At 46.9% G+C, this 17,587-nt stretch carries 13 protein-coding genes; 8 read left to right on the top strand and 5 right to left on the bottom strand.

The features are described 5' to 3' along the window. The 8 genes from murG to murJ are packed head-to-tail and all read left to right on the top strand — an operon-like array spanning nucleotide 1 to nucleotide 8,324. A complete protein-coding gene (gene murG, locus TPCCA_RS02555; RefSeq protein WP_013945161.1) occupies nucleotides 1–1,155 on the top strand; it encodes an undecaprenyldiphospho-muramoylpentapeptide beta-N-acetylglucosaminyltransferase in 1,155 nt (384 codons plus the stop codon). Continuing rightward, a complete protein-coding gene (locus TPCCA_RS02550) occupies nucleotides 1,152–1,631 on the top strand; it encodes a CvpA family protein (protein ID WP_013945160.1) in 480 nt (159 codons plus the stop codon). The genes murG and TPCCA_RS02550 overlap by 4 nt, the downstream gene beginning before the upstream one ends. A gap of 10 nt (nucleotides 1,632–1,641) precedes the next feature. Next, nucleotides 1,642–2,913, top strand: coding sequence for a hypothetical protein (locus tag TPCCA_RS02545; protein ID WP_013945159.1), 1,272 nt, complete (start codon nucleotides 1,642–1,644; stop codon nucleotides 2,911–2,913). Further along, a complete protein-coding gene (locus tag TPCCA_RS02540; RefSeq protein WP_013945158.1) occupies nucleotides 2,910–4,100 on the top strand; it encodes a sensor histidine kinase in 1,191 nt (396 codons plus the stop codon). Before TPCCA_RS02545 ends, TPCCA_RS02540 begins: the two co-directional genes overlap by 4 nt. Nucleotides 4,101–4,109: 9 nt before the next feature. Beyond that, nucleotides 4,110–5,486, top strand: a complete 1,377-nt coding sequence (locus tag TPCCA_RS02535; RefSeq protein WP_013945157.1) for a sigma-54-dependent transcriptional regulator — start codon at nucleotides 4,110–4,112, stop codon at nucleotides 5,484–5,486. Further along, nucleotides 5,483–6,175: a thiamine diphosphokinase gene (locus TPCCA_RS02530; RefSeq protein ID WP_010881967.1), complete on the top strand. Its 693-nt coding sequence runs from the start codon at nucleotides 5,483–5,485 to the stop codon at nucleotides 6,173–6,175. Before TPCCA_RS02535 ends, TPCCA_RS02530 begins: the two co-directional genes overlap by 4 nt. Next, nucleotides 6,157–6,747, top strand: a complete 591-nt coding sequence (ruvC, locus tag TPCCA_RS02525) for a crossover junction endodeoxyribonuclease RuvC (protein ID WP_013945156.1) — start codon at nucleotides 6,157–6,159, stop codon at nucleotides 6,745–6,747. The genes TPCCA_RS02530 and ruvC overlap by 19 nt, the downstream gene beginning before the upstream one ends. Beyond that, nucleotides 6,744–8,324: a murein biosynthesis integral membrane protein MurJ gene (gene murJ, locus TPCCA_RS02520; RefSeq protein WP_013945155.1), complete on the top strand. Its 1,581-nt coding sequence runs from the start codon at nucleotides 6,744–6,746 to the stop codon at nucleotides 8,322–8,324. The genes ruvC and murJ overlap by 4 nt, the downstream gene beginning before the upstream one ends. Nucleotides 8,325–8,337: 13 nt before the next feature. On the opposite strand, the gene lptD is transcribed toward murJ, so the two are convergent. The 5 genes from lptD to TPCCA_RS02495 all read right to left on the bottom strand — a co-directional run bounded on the left by lptD (nucleotide 8,338) and on the right by TPCCA_RS02495 (nucleotide 17,569). Then, the gene (gene lptD, locus TPCCA_RS02515; protein WP_013945154.1) at nucleotides 8,338–11,319 is read right to left on the bottom strand and encodes an LPS-assembly protein LptD; all 2,982 of its coding nucleotides are present in this window, start codon (nucleotides 11,317–11,319) and stop codon (nucleotides 8,338–8,340) included. After that, nucleotides 11,316–14,198 (bottom strand): excinuclease ABC subunit UvrA, encoded by a 2,883-nt coding sequence (gene uvrA / locus TPCCA_RS02510; RefSeq protein WP_013945153.1) that lies wholly within the window; start codon nucleotides 14,196–14,198, stop codon nucleotides 11,316–11,318. Before uvrA ends, lptD begins: the two co-directional genes overlap by 4 nt. A gap of 113 nt (nucleotides 14,199–14,311) precedes the next feature. Further along, on the bottom strand, nucleotides 14,312–15,712 hold the full coding sequence (gene trkA / locus TPCCA_RS02505; RefSeq protein ID WP_013945152.1) for a Trk system potassium transporter TrkA: 1,401 nt from the start codon (nucleotides 15,710–15,712) through the stop codon (nucleotides 14,312–14,314). A 73-nt stretch (nucleotides 15,713–15,785) separates the two neighbouring features. Continuing rightward, nucleotides 15,786–17,033, bottom strand: coding sequence for a 2-C-methyl-D-erythritol 2,4-cyclodiphosphate synthase (ispF, locus tag TPCCA_RS02500; protein ID WP_013945151.1), 1,248 nt, complete (start codon nucleotides 17,031–17,033; stop codon nucleotides 15,786–15,788). Next, on the bottom strand, nucleotides 17,030–17,569 hold the full coding sequence (locus TPCCA_RS02495) for a CarD family transcriptional regulator (protein ID WP_013945150.1): 540 nt from the start codon (nucleotides 17,567–17,569) through the stop codon (nucleotides 17,030–17,032). The genes ispF and TPCCA_RS02495 overlap by 4 nt, the downstream gene beginning before the upstream one ends. Between the last annotated feature and the right edge of the window lie 18 nt (nucleotides 17,570–17,587).

Below are 17,587 nucleotides of genomic sequence, written 5' to 3'. Positions count from 1 at the left end.
ATGCGCTTTCGTGCACGCGTATCTCAGTCAACTGCGAAGTGCGTCGTGTTCACAGGAGGCGGCACGGGGGGACACATTTTCCCGGGAATTGCAGTTTTTCAAGCGCTTGCGCAGCAGGCGGCAGTGCGTGTCGTGTGGATTGGTGCAGCGCGTGGTGCTGATCGCTCCATAGTAGAATCTGCCGGATTAGAGTTTTGTGGTATCACCGCTGGCAAGTGGCGTCGGTACGCGAGTGTGCGCAATTTTTTTGATGTATTTCGAGTGCTCGTCGGTACGGTGCAATCCTATTGCATCTTGCGCGCTTTGCGCCCGCAGGCACTATTTTCTAAGGGAGGTTTTGTGTCCGTGCCGCCGTGCATCGCAGCGTGGCTTTTGCGCATACCCGTTGTCACGCATGAATCGGATATCAGTCCAGGACTTGCCACACGCATCAATGCGCGTTTCGCCGATCGTATTTTAGTCTCTTATCCGCGCACGTCCTGTTATTTTCCCCGTGCGCGACGCGCAGCAGTTCACTGCACGGGGAATCCTGTGCGACAAGATTTTTTTTCTGCACAGGCAGAGCGTGCATACCAGTTTTTACGCATTGACCAAAAAAAGCCATTGCTCACAGTCCTCGGAGGAAGTAGCGGTGCGCGTGACCTGAACGCGCGTGTTCTTTCATGTAGCACCTTCCTTACCGAACGCTTCTATCTTGTCCATCAATTTGGCGCAGGCAACGAGGACCAAATGCATGCCATTACCAATTCGCTTAGCGTCAATGCTCGGCATGCCTACATGTCGTTTCCTTTCATTCAGGCACATCTGCCCGATATACTCGCCGCGAGCGCGCTGGTACTCTCTCGTGCTGGTGCGAACGCGGTGTGGGAGTGCGCAGTGCTCGGCAAACCAATGATTCTTTTTCCTCTCGAACGAGGGAGTTCCCGTGGGGATCAGATTGAAAATGCAGAATATTTTAGCGCACACGGTGCTGCGTGTATCCTTCGTGCTCAAGATGAAAAGGGACATCAACTGGTGTCTTTGCTCACAGAACTGTTCCATCCTTCCTGCACTAGGATAGAGGAGATGGCACGTGCGTCTTACACACTTGGAATTGGCAATGCCGCGTATGATATTGCGCAGCAGTTGCAGACTTTCATAAAGGAGGGGATGTGACAATCAGTACCCTGGATCTCATTCTTGGAATCATCATGGGGATAGTGACCGTCCGTGCCACCATGCGCGGGTTTGTCGATGAGTTCTTTTCTAAGGCAAGTATCCTGTGCGCAGCAGTTGTTGCAATACTGTGTCATAAAATGCTCGTGCCCTTGGCACGTGTGTTGTTAGGCCACAGTATTCTGCTTCCGTGTATAACGTTCTTGATTACCTTTATGGGCGTCTATTGCGTTATGCTCTTCCTCCGTTCACGTATGCGCACGTATGCTACGCGCGATCTTATCAGTGGTTTTAATCAGGTGTTTGGCTTTTTTTTCGGGATAATTGAAGGGAGTGTACTACTCACTGTTATCCTTTTGCTTTTACACGTGCAGCCTTTTGTATCTGTTTCGCATATGTTGCATGAAAGCGTAATTAACACTGTTCTCTCTCCCCTTGTCTTAGATGGCGTTCGCTATATGCGCCTGAAGATGTAGGCGCGTTTTCGTGTTCGAGAACATTGTCGGACAGCCAGCTACTGACCTCCTGCGCGATGATGTTATGCACGCGCGTCTTCCTGCTGCGCTCTTATTTGTTGGACCACCCGCTAGTGGCAAGCTAACTGCTGCACTTGAGCTTGCGCGCGTGCTTTCCTGTACGCAGGGGGGCGTGTGGCAGTGTCCTTGTGCATCCTGTGTGCAGCATACGGAGTTACTTTCTCCAGAACTACTCGTTATGGGGATAAAAGATCTGATCCTCGAAATACGCGCGTCGGCACGTGCCTATATGTCAGTGCACACGCAGGGTACGCGCTATCTTTTTGTGCGGGCAGTGCGTAAACTCATTACACGCTTTGACGAACGACTGTGGGATAGTGATGATACTCGTTTCTCTGCCGCGGTTTCGAACATTGCTGAGCTCGACCAGGAGCTCGCATCACTCCCCGCACAGGGAGACCGACGTACCACTCCAGAGCAAAAAGAAAGAGTGCAAAGGATATGCGTGATCGCCGAAAGGCTACAGCAGGAGTCGCTCTACACCCAATTACCCGTACAGCAAATACGAAACGCAATTCAGTGGGTGCGTCTTACACCCTCAGGAAGAAAGAAAGTGCTGATCATAGAACACGCGCACGCGATGCATGAATCTGCACGAACTGCTTTTCTAAAGATATTAGAAGAACCTCCGCGCGATACGCTTTTTATCCTCACTACCGCTACAAAGTATGCAATCATGCCTACTGTCCTTTCGCGTGTGCGCAGTTATTCTTTCAGAGAAAGAAGTGTTGAACTCCAATGTGCAGTAATTACACGCGTATTTCATGACAGACCGACCGATGCAAAAAACACACAGGGTGTACTCTTGCACTATTTATATCAGTTTTTGTCGTTTTCTTTAGAAGAGGTGCAAACGTCCGTGATGTACTTTTGGCTGTATGTGTGCCAGCACGCTAGGTGTATCGGACGCATCATTCCTGATACTTGGGTTTCGGTAGGTACTCAACCTCAAGTATCAGGAATGGATCTTACCTCACTTGATTCTACGCTGCATTTTTTCCAAGCTCACAAACAGCAACACGCCGTGTCCCTTTTTTTCTCCTTACTCGTCAGGCACATGCGCACCCTGCAGCGCACCACCGAGTACTCCGCACGGAATACAGAATGCTTCGCACACATTGCTCACTGTATCGAACAGGCACATCGCAATGTGCAGTTGTGGAACCTAACAATACAAGGGACCCTCGAACACTTAGCACACACCATCGCGAATCATCTATGAGAGATTTTATTGCACGCGCGCTAAAAAAGTCAGCAAAAATGAATGACTCTCAACTGAGAAATATGATTGAACTTATTGCCAACGAGTACACCTTGTTGGATGCACTTATGGATTCTCTGAATTACGGACTTATCGTGTTGGACTGCTTACACATTCCATTAAAGACAAACCGAGCAATTGCACGGCTCTTGGGTAAACCACTGCCTTCAAATCCTCGCAGGCCACTGTGGCATTATCTTGATGACGAACACATTGCGCAGTTCATTGTGGCAATTATTAAAAATGAGGTAGGAAAAGCACGCGCAGAATTCATTGTACAAAGACAAGGTGAAACATTATATCTGGAAGTATCCTTATTTCCGCTAATTTGTGACCAAAAGATCCGCGGAAGTATTATCGCAATACATGATATCACAGAGAAAAAACAAGAAGAAATCTATAACCGAAGGCTAGAAAGTCTTGCAAATTTAACGAATCTTGCAGCAACCGTTGCGCACGAAATCAAGAATCCCCTAGGAGCAATGAGCATTCATCTGCAATTACTACGTAAGAATTTTAGTACCTGTAGTTTCGAAACAAATAAAAGAATCCAAAAACACCTCCATGTGGTAGAGGAGGAAATCGAACGGCTCAATAGAATTGTCACCGGCTTCCTTTCTGCAGTTCGTCCCTTAAAACTAAATATCACACGGCTGAGCGTTTTTGATCTTGTTACATCCATACGAGACACATTTTATGAAGCCTTCACCAAAGCAGAACTCTCTTTCTCTGTACATATGCCACACAATCTTCCCCACATACGAGGCGATGAACACCTGCTAAGACAGGCATTGGTAAACATTATCACTAATGCTAAAGAAGCCATGCAAAGAGGAGGGGCCCTTGAGGTCTTTGTCCATAAACAAACTGACCACATCAGTATCAGTATTTCGGATACAGGAGAGGGAATTGATGCCCGAAATATTCACAATATTTTTGAGCCATACTTCACTACTAAAACTGAAGGTACGGGGTTAGGGTTAACCTTAACGTTTAAGGTGATTAAAGAACATGGCGGTGACATCAGTGTGTCCTCTACTGTTGGACGGGGTACGTGTTTTACTCTCCTTTTACCCATAGATAAATTGGGACGATCGCTTTTACAAGAAAAAATATCCACCCACCTAAGACATACGAGTAAAGAATAAGGAAATGCGATGAAATTCAGTATTCTCGTATTAGATGATGAAAAAAATATCCGTGAAGGTTTGCAAATGGCCCTCGAAGATGAGGGATATGAGGTGTTTACCGCAGAGGATGGAAATACAGGGGTAGAGATTGCCCTCAAAGGGGATATCGATCTTATTATCACTGATTTAAAAATGCCTCGTATGAGCGGGGAATTGGTGCTGCAACATGTGCACGCGGTGTTGCCCGATATTCCTATCATTATTCTCACCGGGCATGGCACAGTAGAAAATGCAGTTGAAGCAATGCACAAGGGAGCTTACGATTTTTTAACTAAACCATTGGATCTTAACCGATTGTCTTTGCTTGTGCGCCGGGCGCTACAAAACCGAGAGTTGATCGTTCAACATCGAGAGTTAATCAAACAAATAGGAAATCGCACCTCATTCGAGAACATTGTAGGAGAAAGTCCTGCAATGAACAAAGTGTTTGACATGGTAAAAAAGGCAGCCGCCTCAAAAGCGTCCGTGCTCATTACTGGAGAAAGCGGGGTCGGTAAAGAACTTATCGCGAATGCAATCCATAATCTTTCGCCGAGGAAGGCAAAACCTTTAATTAAAGTACACTGCGCTTCTTTTGCAGAAGGAGTGTTGGAAAGTGAGTTATTCGGTCATGAAAGGGGTGCCTTTACCGGTGCGGTCAATCGCATGAAAGGTCGTTTTGAACTTGCGCACGAAGGATCAATGTTTCTTGATGAAATCGGAGAAGTAAGTATGGCTGTGCAAATAAAACTACTCCGTGTGTTACAAGAACGTTCATTTGAACGTGTAGGTGGAAGAGAAACAATAAAAGTTGATGTACGCGTAATTTCTGCAACAAATCGTAATCTTTTAGAAGAAATTAAACGCAATTTGTTTCGAGAGGATCTTTATTACCGATTAAATGTTGTGCACATTCACGTTCCTGCGCTGCGCGAGCGCAAGGAGAATTTGCCATTACTGATTGCAACATTTCTTAAAGAGATTGCAGAAGAAAACGGTAAAAAAATTACCTCTATAGATCCTCAGGCCCAGTCTGCACTGCACGCGTATGATTGGCCTGGTAATATTCGTCAGCTGAGAAACTGCATTGAAAGCGCTGTCATTATGAGCTCAGGTCCTGTTATCCACATAGAGGATCTCTCAGAGCCAATTCGATCTCTCGGTGAAACCTCTTCCATACGCATTCCTATAGGAGTGAGCATGGAGGATGCAGAAAAGGAAATCATCCTCCAGACACTGGAAGCGCAAAAAGGTAATAAGAGCAAAACCGCAGACGTGCTTGGCATTGGGAGAAAGACGCTCTATCTAAAATTAGATCAATACACGAATACAAGCTTTGAACCTGATGCTGCAGCAAAATCATGAAACGTGCTTTGATAATCACCGGAGGTGAATATGCACCCTATGAGTTTGTGCAATATTACCTGCCTGCGTACGATCTGCTCATTGCCGCTGATTCAGGGCTTGATACCGCATTGCAATTTGGTCTTGTGCCCGATTTTGTTATTGGAGATATGGATAGCGTTAAGGACAACCTGTTCATACAGGCGTGTGATAAAACGCGCACACACCTTTTCCCCCGAGATAAAGATTTTACCGATACTGAGCTTGCAGTCACCCTTGCGCACCAATTGGGAAGCGACGATTTGAGCATCGTTGGAGGGGGTGGGGGAAGGGCAGATCACTTTTTATATTTCATGCGTCTTTTTGCCGCACCCCTGTCACCGCGTCTGTGGCTGTACAGACATGGACTGGGATATTGCTTTGGGGAAGGATGTGTTACACAACAGTTATGTATTGGAGGAGTGGATAATACCTCTTTTTCTTTCTTTCCCGTTGGAGATGCTACAGACTATTCGCTCTCCTCTGAAGGATTGCATTGGCCCCTCGATGGGGTGCCGTGGCACACTCATGTAAGTATGAGTAATCGCAGCAGCGCACCTGTCGTACGCGTCGAAGCACACCGGGGGAGATTTTTGCTTTTCCTTTCTCCCCTCGGACGTTACACCATTGATCATCACGAGCGGGGTATTGCGTGCACGCACAGAACGTAGATATTGCGCCGGGCAGCACTTCGACCGTTTCCATCATAGTGGGTGTTGACCCAGGACTTGAATCTACCGGATACGGCGTTATAGAAGCAGGGGGAGGCAGTCTGCGCTGTCTTACCTACGGGGTGATTGTTACCCAAAGCAATCAGCCATCTGCTGCACGACTCAGACACATCTTCGATACCCTGCAACAGGTAATCTCAATATATCAACCTCAGTATTGCGCAGTGGAGACAATCTATTTCGCAAAGAATGTAACCAGTGCGTTGTGTGTTGCGCAAGCGCGTGGGGTTGTATTACTTGCTATGGCACAACAGCACATTTCAGTAGCTGAATACGCACCGAATGCGATTAAAAAAGCAATAACTGGTATTGCCCAAGCAGAAAAAAGACAGGTACAGCATTTGGTAAAAATTTTACTCAATCTTAAGGATATACCTCATCCTGATCACGCTGCTGATGCCCTAGCGGTTGCTGTTACCCATGTACACTGTTGTATGTCTTCAAACTATGCGGTAGGTTCAACGCGCTCTAGGGGAGCATACGTTACGCTGTACAAAAAAGGTAAGAGATGAAAAGCAAGAGTTCTTTGTTGAAAAGTGGGTTGCTGCTTTCTCTTTTAACACTTGTCTCTCGTGTATTGGGTTTAGCGCGAGAAGTAGTGAAGTCTACGCTTATGGGGACCAGTGCGACAGCAGATGCATTTACCGTTGCATTTATGATCCCAAACCTTTTCCGCCGACTGTTTGCAGAAAACGCCATAAGTGTTGCCTTCATTCCCGTCTTCACACAGCACTACTCAATGCCGAGTTCAGCGCAAGTGCCATGTTCTTCTAAAACGAAGGAGTTTCTTTCAGCTATCTTCACACTGATGAGTAGTGTCACTGCAAGCATTTCTCTTATCGGTATACTCGGTGCTCCGTACATCGTGCGATTATTTGACACTGATCAGTCATTAACCGTTTCATTAACCCGCTTGATGTTTCCCTATTTATGGATGATCTCTCTCGCAGCTTTCTTTCAAGGTATGCTGCACAGTATTAAGGTATTTGTCCCCTCAGGATGTACCCCAATATTTTTTAATGTCAGTGTCATTTTTTCGATGTACTTTCTGAATGTGTCACATATGAACGTGGCTATTGCTGCAGCAATAGGTGTTCTTATAGGAGGATGTGCGCAAGCACTCTTCCAGTTAGTATTTGTATATATGCATGGGTTTCGTTTTACGCTCCAGTCTCCTTTAAAAGCAATGCACAATGAAGGTGTGCGACGAATCATTGCGTTACTTCTACCGACAACTGTTGGTATCGCAACCTATCTTCTAAATGACCTAGTGTGTACTGCGCTTGCAACCTCTGTTGAGATAGGAGTTGCTGCGAGTCTGCAATATTCACTTCGTATACAAGAACTTTTATTAGGAATATTTATCATTTCTCTAAGCTCTGTGGTACTTCCTGATCTTTCTTTCCATGTTATGAGAAAAGATTGGCAATCGTTTGAGAACCTCCTGATAACAGCGATAAAAATCGTCATGCTTATTACAATTCCTGCGACATTTTTTGTGTTATTCTCAAGTGACCGTATCATAACGCTCGTGTATAAAAATGCTATTTTTAACGAACTATCCGTGCGCATGACCGCTACCATATTTCGATGGCATAGCGTGGGAATGCTTGCTATTGCGCTGAATCGCGTTCTCATCTCCGCCTTTTACGCGCAGCACAACTCTTTTGCCCCCATGATTGCAGGAACTATTTCATTTGTGACAAATATCATTTTAGCAACACTGCTCTTTATTCCCTTAGGAGGTAAGGGCATTGCATTTTCTCTGAGCGCGGCGAGTATGGTACAGACCGTTTTTTTATGGATATTTTTAAAACGATCGTGGCAGATAACTACCCCTTCACTGTATGAAACTTCCCTTTACTATGGAGTGAAAATAACTTTATTTTCTGTAATCGCGCTGGTACCCACATGGGCAAGTTCTTTTTTTACGGCGTATTTTTTTCCTGGCTCCCATAAAATAATTTCTCACGGTGCCCCCTTATGCGTTGAAGCTCTTATTTTTTCGTGTACTGGCTGCATACTCCTTTTACTTTCACGGGACGAATTTGCTTACACAGCATTACGCTCCATACGTTTTTGCCGGTAAGATCACTTACACTCTAGATACCAACTTCAAACATACCCGGTGTTTTTCTCGCACGCGTTCTCACCACCGGTAATGGATTCCAATTTATTGAAAGACTAATTGAGGAAACAAGAGAAGGTATTTGCTGAGACCCTGAACTAAAGGGTTCCGAGTGTAAGCGATACCCAAAACGAAGCGTCCAATCTTTTAAGTAATGTGCAAGTTCAATATTCAAGGTACGTATTGGGAACAGCGCAGAACTCCGTTTCGTTTCATCCCAAAAGTATAACGATGAGACAAATGCATTCCATAGCCCAGTTTGTGGAGATTTCGATGACTGGGTGGAAAAGTAAGGCGTTAGTTTCTCATTTTTAATCACAGTGTTTATAGAAAGATCGAGAAATTTATAGATGGAAAAAGTTATTAGCGGAGAAAAACTGATATGACTTTTATCCAGATCTTTAAAATTAATCTCTAACGAGGAAGACAATGTCCCCTGTATTTTTATACGCCGCTTCCAAAAACGTACTGTCAACGGAAAATCATCATGAGACAACGTGAGCTTTAATTTACTTATAGAAAGACCATTATTTACAGCAGGTACAGTACTGACAGATCCAGATTCCCCCTTTAGAAGATAAGAAAGAGAAAAATACTTCCAGCCGAGCGACACTTCATAAGAATCGCTCATTCCTTTTTCGATATCGTATACATAGGCTTGTTTACAGGTTATTTCGTAAGGCATTCGAAAATCTAATTCAGCGCGTACCTGCGGTTTATCGAGAAAGCGTGCAGAGAGCGTCGCAGAGATATACGGAAAAGAAAGAAATGTCGCAATGCTATACGCATATGGTCCGGGCGCAAAATGCACACTGACACGTATCTGCTGTGTATATCCATACAGTGAAAAAGCAGCATTTGCGGTGATGCTATGATCACGTACATGTAATGAACTTTTCCCAGTAGGTGGAGACGAGTCGTATAGCACGGGGGTAATTGACCAACCGAGAAAACTTTCTCGAAAAAAGGAATCTGCAGAAAAAGGATACACTGCAAGATTATTCGAACTCTGCACTAAAGCGGAGTTCTGAAATCCATTTTGCGTTGCAGGTGGTTGACCATGAATCGGATGTCGGTGCTGCAGAGTGCACTGTATCCCGTTTGACATGCGAATTATATCATTTACACACTGAAACTGAGAGCGAATGGAAAAATCTCCTCGCATTGTCACACGCTGTGATTGCAGATCATTCCACTTTATTTTCGACGCGTTATCCCACGAACTGTGATTGAACTGTGCATCGTACACGATGTCACCTTTACCTTTGTAATCTAAAGCGTATCGCGTAAAAACATACGCACGATCAGTACCAGTACGACGTTCACTCTCTTCATGAAATTCTGGCATAAAAAAATCGAAGGTAGAATCAGTCTCGCTGTTCTCCTTTGACACTGCAGGGGACTGTTCAGGAGGAGAACTCTCCCTAGATAACCCGTCTGCAGGAGAGTATGCAAGTGGATTACGTATTTCTTTTGGCGCGTACGATTCTTCTTGTTGAGATTTTTGTCTTTCCCACACATGAGAGAACAGCGTACCAGAGAACGACAATCCTGCTCGAGATTCCATCGAATGAGGGTAGAAGAAGTTATGCTCTGGAGAAGAGTTTTTTTTTTGACTATCAAACTTCGAATTAAAATGTACGGTGAACGAAAGCGGATCGAGCGAAAAATCGCGCAACCAAGGATGAAGTACAAGCCAGACAGGGCGCAGCGAAGCAGAGATTTTCCAGTCATAGCTGCTTATGGTGCTTTGCGTAAGCTCTCTGAGCGATCGAGGACTTAAAGCAAGATGAAACCAGTTGAGATCTTCACTCCGTTGTAAAAAATCAGTAGAAAAAAAGGGATCAGAAATGATTGGCACATGCACATCTACATACAAAGGTGTCTTATGAAAACGAAGTGCACATTCTGCATAATAACGAAATGGCACCTGCATCCCAAATAGATAGCTTTTATCCCACATCACTTGGCCGGTGGTATCATAGATAGAGTAGGCGCCGTTACTTCCTTGATGCACAGTTCTCGAAGCGCCAATGTATGCTGAAAACCGCACAAATGGGAGATAGTCTTTTGCTTGAAAGAAAGTACTGATACCTGCCATACCTCCCAATGCAGAGTAATAGTCCGCACTTATTTTTAAATAGTTTGGTGCCTCCTCCTGCGCAGGAGACTGCGTTCCAAAGGAGGGTGGGTACGCACTCTTTGGCCGTTTTCCTAACAGATATGTGGTCGTCTGAATGAACGCTCCTGCTCTACTGCGCAGACCAAACACCGGATTACCAATAAACTCATCTTTTGGGTAATAGAAAAAGGGAATGTATAAAAGAGGAACAACCCCAAATGACAATACCCCGTGTGAAAATGCTAACTGATTATTGGGCAGCAACCATATATTCTTTGTATGAACACTCCATAGTGCTTGTTCAGGATCTTCCTCAGTGGAAAGCGTCGCTTGCTTCAAAATTACTGATGTATACGCATCGCTGTGTATGATTGGAGACTGGACGAATAAAACCTGTTGCCCTTTGATTGGTAAGGTAAGAGAACCGTCAAGAAATAATCCTTTTAAAGTTTTTAGTTCAAAAATAAAACGCGTTCCACTTATTTCAATAGTTTTCGTTTCTCCTTCAGTTCTAGAATAGCGAACGTTTCCTGTGGAATACAGAATTTGGGCAGAGGTGTTGTAGACAGTTTGATCTGAAAGAATCGTTGCGGTAACGCTCCCATCATCAATGGAAATGGAAACATTCCCGGTAAAGACTACCAACTGATCTTGCAAATCAAAGGGGGACAGCGGCACGCGGCCGGTACTTTCCAATATAGGTTGTCCAGTTTCAGAAAGGCGCGTAGTTTCCTGTGCCGAATTAATAATAATTCTCAATTTGCGTAGACCACTTTCACCAAAGAGGGGACAAAAAAGAAAGAATATGCCCCAAATTGGATACCATGCTCTCATGTCTTTTTACACAGCACCTCTTTGATGTACCAACCGGTGCGAGACTCAGCTATCTGGGATACTGCTTCAGGGCTTCCCTGTGCAACGATAGTTCCACCGTGCATTCCTCCTTCAGGACCTAAATCGATAACACAGTCTGCCTGAACAATAACATCCATGTTATGTTCGATCATCACAACCGTATTTCCCTGATCTACCAAGCGTTGAACAACCTCCATTAATTGGATGATATCGGCAAAATGCAATCCGGTAGTAGGTTCGTCAAAGATATAGAGAGTTTTTCCCGTCGCACGCTTTGAAAGCTCAAGTGCAAGTTTAACGCGCTGGGCTTCTCCCCCTGACAACGTCAGAGCAGACTGTCCTAAGCGCACATACCCAAGCCCCACCGAGCAGAGAGCTTCTAGCTTTCGTACTATAGGAGGAACAGCAGAAAAAAAAGAACGCGCTTCTTCGATCGTCATGTCCAGCACATGGGAAATGTTCTTGCCCTTATAGAACACAGCTAATGTCTCCCGGTTAAACCGGGTGCCGTGACACACATCACAGGTAATGTACACATCAGGTAAAAAATTCATTTCAATAGTGATAACGCCATCACCCTTACAATGCTCACACCGTCCTCCAGGAACATTGAAAGAAAAACGTCCTGGTTTATATCCCCGCATTTTTGCCTCAGGAACCTGGGAGAACAGCATTCTAATATCCGTAAACACACCCACATAAGTTGCAGGATTTGAACGAGGAGTTCTCCCGATAGGACTTTGGTCTACATAAATTACTTTATCTAAATGCTCCGTCCCCTCAATCGAGGAAAATTTTCCTTCAGGAAGTCTGCCGTTCATCACACGGTTGTATAACGCAGGATATAGCACATCAATTAAAAGCGTTGATTTACCCGAGCCGGATACTCCGGTAATGCAGGTAAAAGTACCGAGTCGAATACGTACAGAAATGTGTTGCAAGTTATGTTCATGGACGTCATGCACCGTAAGAACATTTCCATTTCCCGTTCTCCGTACTGCAGGAATGGGTAATGTAATTGCACCGGCAAGATACTGACCAGTAAGACTTGCTTGCACCTGCATAACTTCAGGTGGACTGCCTGCGGCGACAACATATCCTCCGTGAACACCCGCACCGGGGCCGAGATCTACAATATAATCTGCTACGCGGAGCGTTTGCTCATCGTGCTCTACTACGAGCACTGTGTTTCCCAAATCACGCAAATGAAGAAGTGTTTGGATCAGTCGTTCATTATCCCGCTGATGCAAACCAATAGACGGTTCGTCCAGTATGTACAAAACCCCTGTAAGGCGCGAACCTATCTGGGTTGCCAGTCTAATTCGTTGTGCTTCTCCGCCGGATAACGTGGCAGCAGCCCGTTCCAAGGTGAGATATCCAAGACCCACGTTCTGAAGAAACTCTAGGCGATCGGTAATTTCTTTCAGGATCTGTTGCGCAATTGTCGCTTCTACTTCCGTCAGATGGAGAGTTTTAAAAAACTCACACGAATCATCTACAGACAGCGCACTGAGTGCGTGGATGTTTTTTTTTTCTATAGTCACCGCAAGCGACTCTGGCTTTAAGCGCATCCCTCGACACGCTTCACATGTACGCACCGATAAATACCGTTCATATACCTCGCGCTGTGAGTGAGTACATGACTCTGCGTATCTCCTGTGCAGCTCGCTAAAAATTCCCGGCCACGGCTTAATGTAGCGTGCGGTACGAGAGCCATCTTTTCGTTCATGGGAAAACTCAAGAGCCTCGCTGCCACTTCCATGCAGGATAATATCCAGTGCGTGTTTTGACAGATTGCGTACCGGATCATCGAGAGAAAAATGGTACTTTTCTGCGAGTGCAGCAAACCGCACACGGTTCCACTCATGCTCAGGTTTAAATGGCAAAAAAGCACCCTCGTTAAAAGAACGGTTTTGATCAGGGACAATGCGATCTAAATCAAATGTCTGCATAATCCCCAATCCTGCACAGCTCGGACAGGCACCAAAAGGCGCGTTAAAAGAGAACAAGCGAGGCTGCAATTCGGGTACGGAGACATTACAGTGCGCGCACGCGTTTTTTTGCGAAAAAAATAACTCAGACGGCAGGAGAGAAGATGTTTCTATCTTTCCGGAAACGGTCCCAGAATTCTCTCCCTGCACTAAGACGGTCAACAGCCCATCTGCATAGCCTAGCGTCGTCTCTACTGATTCTGTTAATCGTTTACGTACTGTATCTGACAATTGAATTCTATCGACAACTATATCGATAGAATGCTTTTTTTGCTTATCCAACGAAATGCGCTCGTGTAAGTGGAGCAAAGCCCCGTCAATACGAGCTCGTACAAAACCATCTTTGCGTGCAGCTTCCAAGACCTTGTGGTGTGTACCTTTTTTTCCTCGCACCACCGGTGCAAGCAACTGAATTCTGCTTCCCGACGGCACGGTCATGAGGGTATCAACAATTTGGTCAACGGTTTGTTCCTTGATCTCCCGCGCACAGTGCGGACAATGCGCGCGTCCTATGCGGGCAAACAGCAGACGATAGTAGTCGTAAATTTCTGTGACAGTACCAACCGTTGAGCGAGGGTTACGCTGCGTAGTTTTTTGCTCGATGGCAATCGCAGGAGAAAGACCCTCGATAGAGTCAACATCCGGCTTATCTAACCGACCTAAAAACTGGCGAGCGTATGCAGAAAGGGACTCCACATACCGACGCTGTCCTTCTGCAAAAATAGTATCAAACGCAAGCGAACTCTTGCCTGAACCAGAAAGACCGGAGATCACCACAAGCGCATCTCGCGGCAACGTAACATCAATATTCTTCAGATTATGCTCACGCGCACCCTTTATACACAGATTACGAGCAGCAGAGCCCACGCGAACGTCCTGCGACACGTTCTCCCTTTCTACGCGATCCCCGTCCATAAGAGGGCAGACTATGCGCAATTTTTATGCTTTATGCAATTCCACTCCCTTCGCGGCAGACCGCATTACACCGTTCCTCCAAGCAACGCGACAATTTTTCCACTCTGCGCAGACTGTACGATGAACATCAGCACACTTCCCTCAAGCAGAACCGTATCTCCTGAAGGAATGAAAGAGCCACGCACCGTTGAGATGAGCAGCACCAAGAAGCTTCCGTGCACAGCGATATCCTTCAGGCGCTTGCCTACCAGGGGGGACTGCGCGGAAATAGCGAACTCAACGATTTCTAGCGATCCGTCGCCGATAGTATGTATGCCAGTGACGTGGGAACCGGCCAAATGGCTCATAATAGCGTCAACCACTACGTCTTGATAAGAAACAGCAACATCGATGCCAATTTTCCCCGCAATATCCTCCATAAGGGAGCTGTGTACCAATGCAACAGCCCGAGGCACTCCGAGCGTCTTCATGTATGCGGCTGTAATCATATTCAGCTCATAGTTATTAGTGGTGGTAATCACCAGATCAAACGTGTCCGGCGTAATCTCTGCGAAAAAAGCCTCATCTGTGACATCACCATGATAGGCAGTAACGTGCGGAAATTGAGCACACACTGCCTGGGTTGCCGTTTCACTCTTATCAACCAATACAAGACTCGCACGCTCCCTTGGAGAAAGACTGAAGGCACTACTGAAAAAGTGCGGCTTGCATTTTTCTGCTACATCCTGTGCCACGAGCGTACCTACCGCGCTCATGCCAATGAGTGCAATTTTTTTTACCGGATGTATTTTAAAACCCGCCAGCTCATAAAAACGCCCCACATGTTCAGGCGCACAGAGTACTGACAGGCGCATACCAGAAGCGAGCATGGTCTCCCCTGAGGGAATTACACTCCTCCCCCGAACTTCAAAAGCAACGGCAACAAAAGAAATTTTTACCAGACGACGCATATCAGAGAGCGTGATACCATCGAGGCCGCTGCCCTTTGCAATAGGAAAACGGGCAATTTCATACGGCGCATTTTTCAATGGGATGACATCGCTGATGGCACCCTGCTCGACGGTGCTCACTACCGCACGCATCGCTTCCTTATCCGCAGATATGAGAAAGTCAATACCAAAAATACAGCGCGACTCACGACACACCGCGTGAGCGTAGTGGTCATCGTGCGTTTGGGCTATTTTAATCACTCCGGCATTCAAGTCGGCGGCTATACCACACAGTACTATGTTAAGTTCGTCAACCTCGGTGACCGCAACAAACGCCTGTGCCTTTGCGATACCTGCCTCACCCAGGGTAGCGCGGTGATCTTTTTGATGACGCACGAGCGTTTGTGCCCCCGCGGGAATTTTACGGGGGACAGGCTCATGCGCGGCAGCAACAAGCGTAACCTGATGTCCCCTCGCGCTCAAACGACGCGTAAGTTCACGCCCATTCGTACCGCATCCAACAACAATAACCTTCATGTCCGAAGGCCATAGTAGCACGAAATTTTTTTGCATGGCCAGCGCGCAGAACACGGCGCACAACGCCTGCCACTCATATCTTTTTCAAAAGTACCACTACCTGTGCGGTAACCGCCGCACCAGATCCAACAGGTCCGAGGCGTTCGGCAGTCTTTGCCTTAACAAAAACACGTGTTACGTGCGTGTCCAGGGCCTGCGCAAGCGATGCGCGCATCGCTTCCCGAAATGGGTGTAATGCAGGCTGCTCAAGACAGACAACAGCATCGAGATTCACCAGCTGCCAGCACGCTGCGCGAACCAGTTGCCAGGTATGGCGGAGCAACGCGCAAGAATGTGCGTCTTTCCATCGCCCGTCACAAGAGGGGAAAAACGTGCCAATATCCCCCAGGCCTGCTGCACCCAAAAGGGCGTCAATGCTCGCATGCGCAAGAACGTCTGCATCCGAATGACCCTGCGCTCCCTTCTCACTGGGAATATGTATCCCTGCAAGTATCAGCGGTCTTCCTGCACACAGCGCGTGCATATCAGTCCCCAGTCCAACGCGCAGGGCACCTTCTTCCGTACACGGCAGGACTGATATCCCCCTCGTGAGAGCAGGCTCCGATGCCCGCTGCTCCAGATCCTCCGGATAGGTAATCTTTACATTACTGCGTTCACCGGCGCAGACATGTACGGTCCCTCCGTAGCGAGCGTACAGCTCGCTGTCATCAGTATACTGTTCCCCATCAGTAGCAGCGCGGTGATGGGCAGCGCACAGCGACGCGTAGCAAAAACCCTGAGGGGTTTGTGCTAAGCGCACTCGACTCCGTATAAGATGCGTTTCGATACTCCCATCGGCAGCAACACCCTTGGGAGTATCCGTCGCCTCTATAACCGGCACTGCCGCTCCATAGCGACAGGTAGCCTCAAGTACAGAATGAATAAGCGCAACACTCACAAAGGGACGTGCGCCGTCGTGCACCAGGACCACATCGGGCGCATGCGTAGCCATCGCGTCAAGCCCCGCGCGCACAGACGCACTGCGTGTATGTGCACCCGGCACGTAAAGAATGACTGGACGCGTACGAGACGGGAACGCCGAAAGACGCGAATCACACGCCACTTGACTTTCTGCGTACGCAACTTCACCTGCAGGAACGGTAACAACGACAAGGAAGAACGACCGCGCCTCAAGGGCACGCACGAGTATCTCAGAAAGGAGGCAGACACCAGGCTGCCTGGAAGTTAACGGCAAGTACTCCTTTTTCTGCACACACGCACCACCTCTGCGCATGCGTGCAGAGCTGCCTGCAGCGGGGACAAGCAACGCGGCGCGGGTCACCCGGGCACATCCACCATACCCGACACAACTGGGTTTTCCTTTGCCTTTTCCAAATAGCCATGGATGAGCGTTTCAACCTCAGGGGGTCGCAGCCCCAGCGCAAAACACATCTCATCCTGAAAAATACGGTATGCAGAATCATAGAGCTTCCGCTCCTGGATAGGCAGTTCCTTGACTTTACTCCGGTGGTAGAGCGAGCGCACAACGGCCGCATTGTCCAAGATACCACCACTTTTAAAAAGGTTTAAATTGACCTGATAACGCATTTTCCAATCAAGAGGACTAGGATCAAAATCCTCAGACAGAAACCTCAACGCGCGCTCTGCTTCCTTCCTTTTGACAATGGTTCTAATACCCAGTTCCTGTGCTTTATCCACCGGAATAAGCACCGTCATATCTGACTCTTCCAGGTAAATGACGTAGTATAGCAGCGTCTCGTTCTTAAATGTTTTTTCGCTTATTTCCTGCACCTGACCGACGCCCTGTCCTGGATACACCACGTGATCGTGGGGACGAAACGCACACGCCTTACCCATGGAGCCAGCGTAGCACAA

It is taken from the genome of Treponema paraluiscuniculi Cuniculi A, from assembly GCF_000217655.1.
Classification (GTDB): Bacteria; Spirochaetota; Spirochaetia; order Treponematales; family Treponemataceae; genus Treponema; species Treponema pallidum.
Note: the sequence above shows the minus strand (reverse complement) of the source record. Positions and strands in the feature narration are given on the sequence as shown.

Excerpts from the sequence above, each read along its gene's own strand:
- murG (WP_013945161.1), top strand. The coding sequence starts at position 1 with ATGCGCTTTCGTGCACGCGTATCTCAGTCAACTGCGAAGTGCGTCGTG.
- TPCCA_RS02540 (WP_013945158.1), top strand. The coding sequence starts at position 2,910 with ATGAGAGATTTTATTGCACGCGCGCTAAAAAAGTCAGCAAAAATGAAT.
- TPCCA_RS02535 (WP_013945157.1), top strand. The coding sequence starts at position 4,110 with ATGAAATTCAGTATTCTCGTATTAGATGATGAAAAAAATATCCGTGAA.
- TPCCA_RS02530 (WP_010881967.1), top strand. The coding sequence starts at position 5,483 with ATGAAACGTGCTTTGATAATCACCGGAGGTGAATATGCACCCTATGAG.
- murJ (WP_013945155.1), top strand. The coding sequence starts at position 6,744 with ATGAAAAGCAAGAGTTCTTTGTTGAAAAGTGGGTTGCTGCTTTCTCTT.
- lptD (WP_013945154.1), bottom strand. The coding sequence starts at position 11,319 with ATGAGAGCATGGTATCCAATTTGGGGCATATTCTTTCTTTTTTGTCCC.
- trkA (WP_013945152.1), bottom strand. The coding sequence starts at position 15,712 with ATGAAGGTTATTGTTGTTGGATGCGGTACGAATGGGCGTGAACTTACG.
- TPCCA_RS02495 (WP_013945150.1), bottom strand. The coding sequence starts at position 17,569 with ATGGGTAAGGCGTGTGCGTTTCGTCCCCACGATCACGTGGTGTATCCA.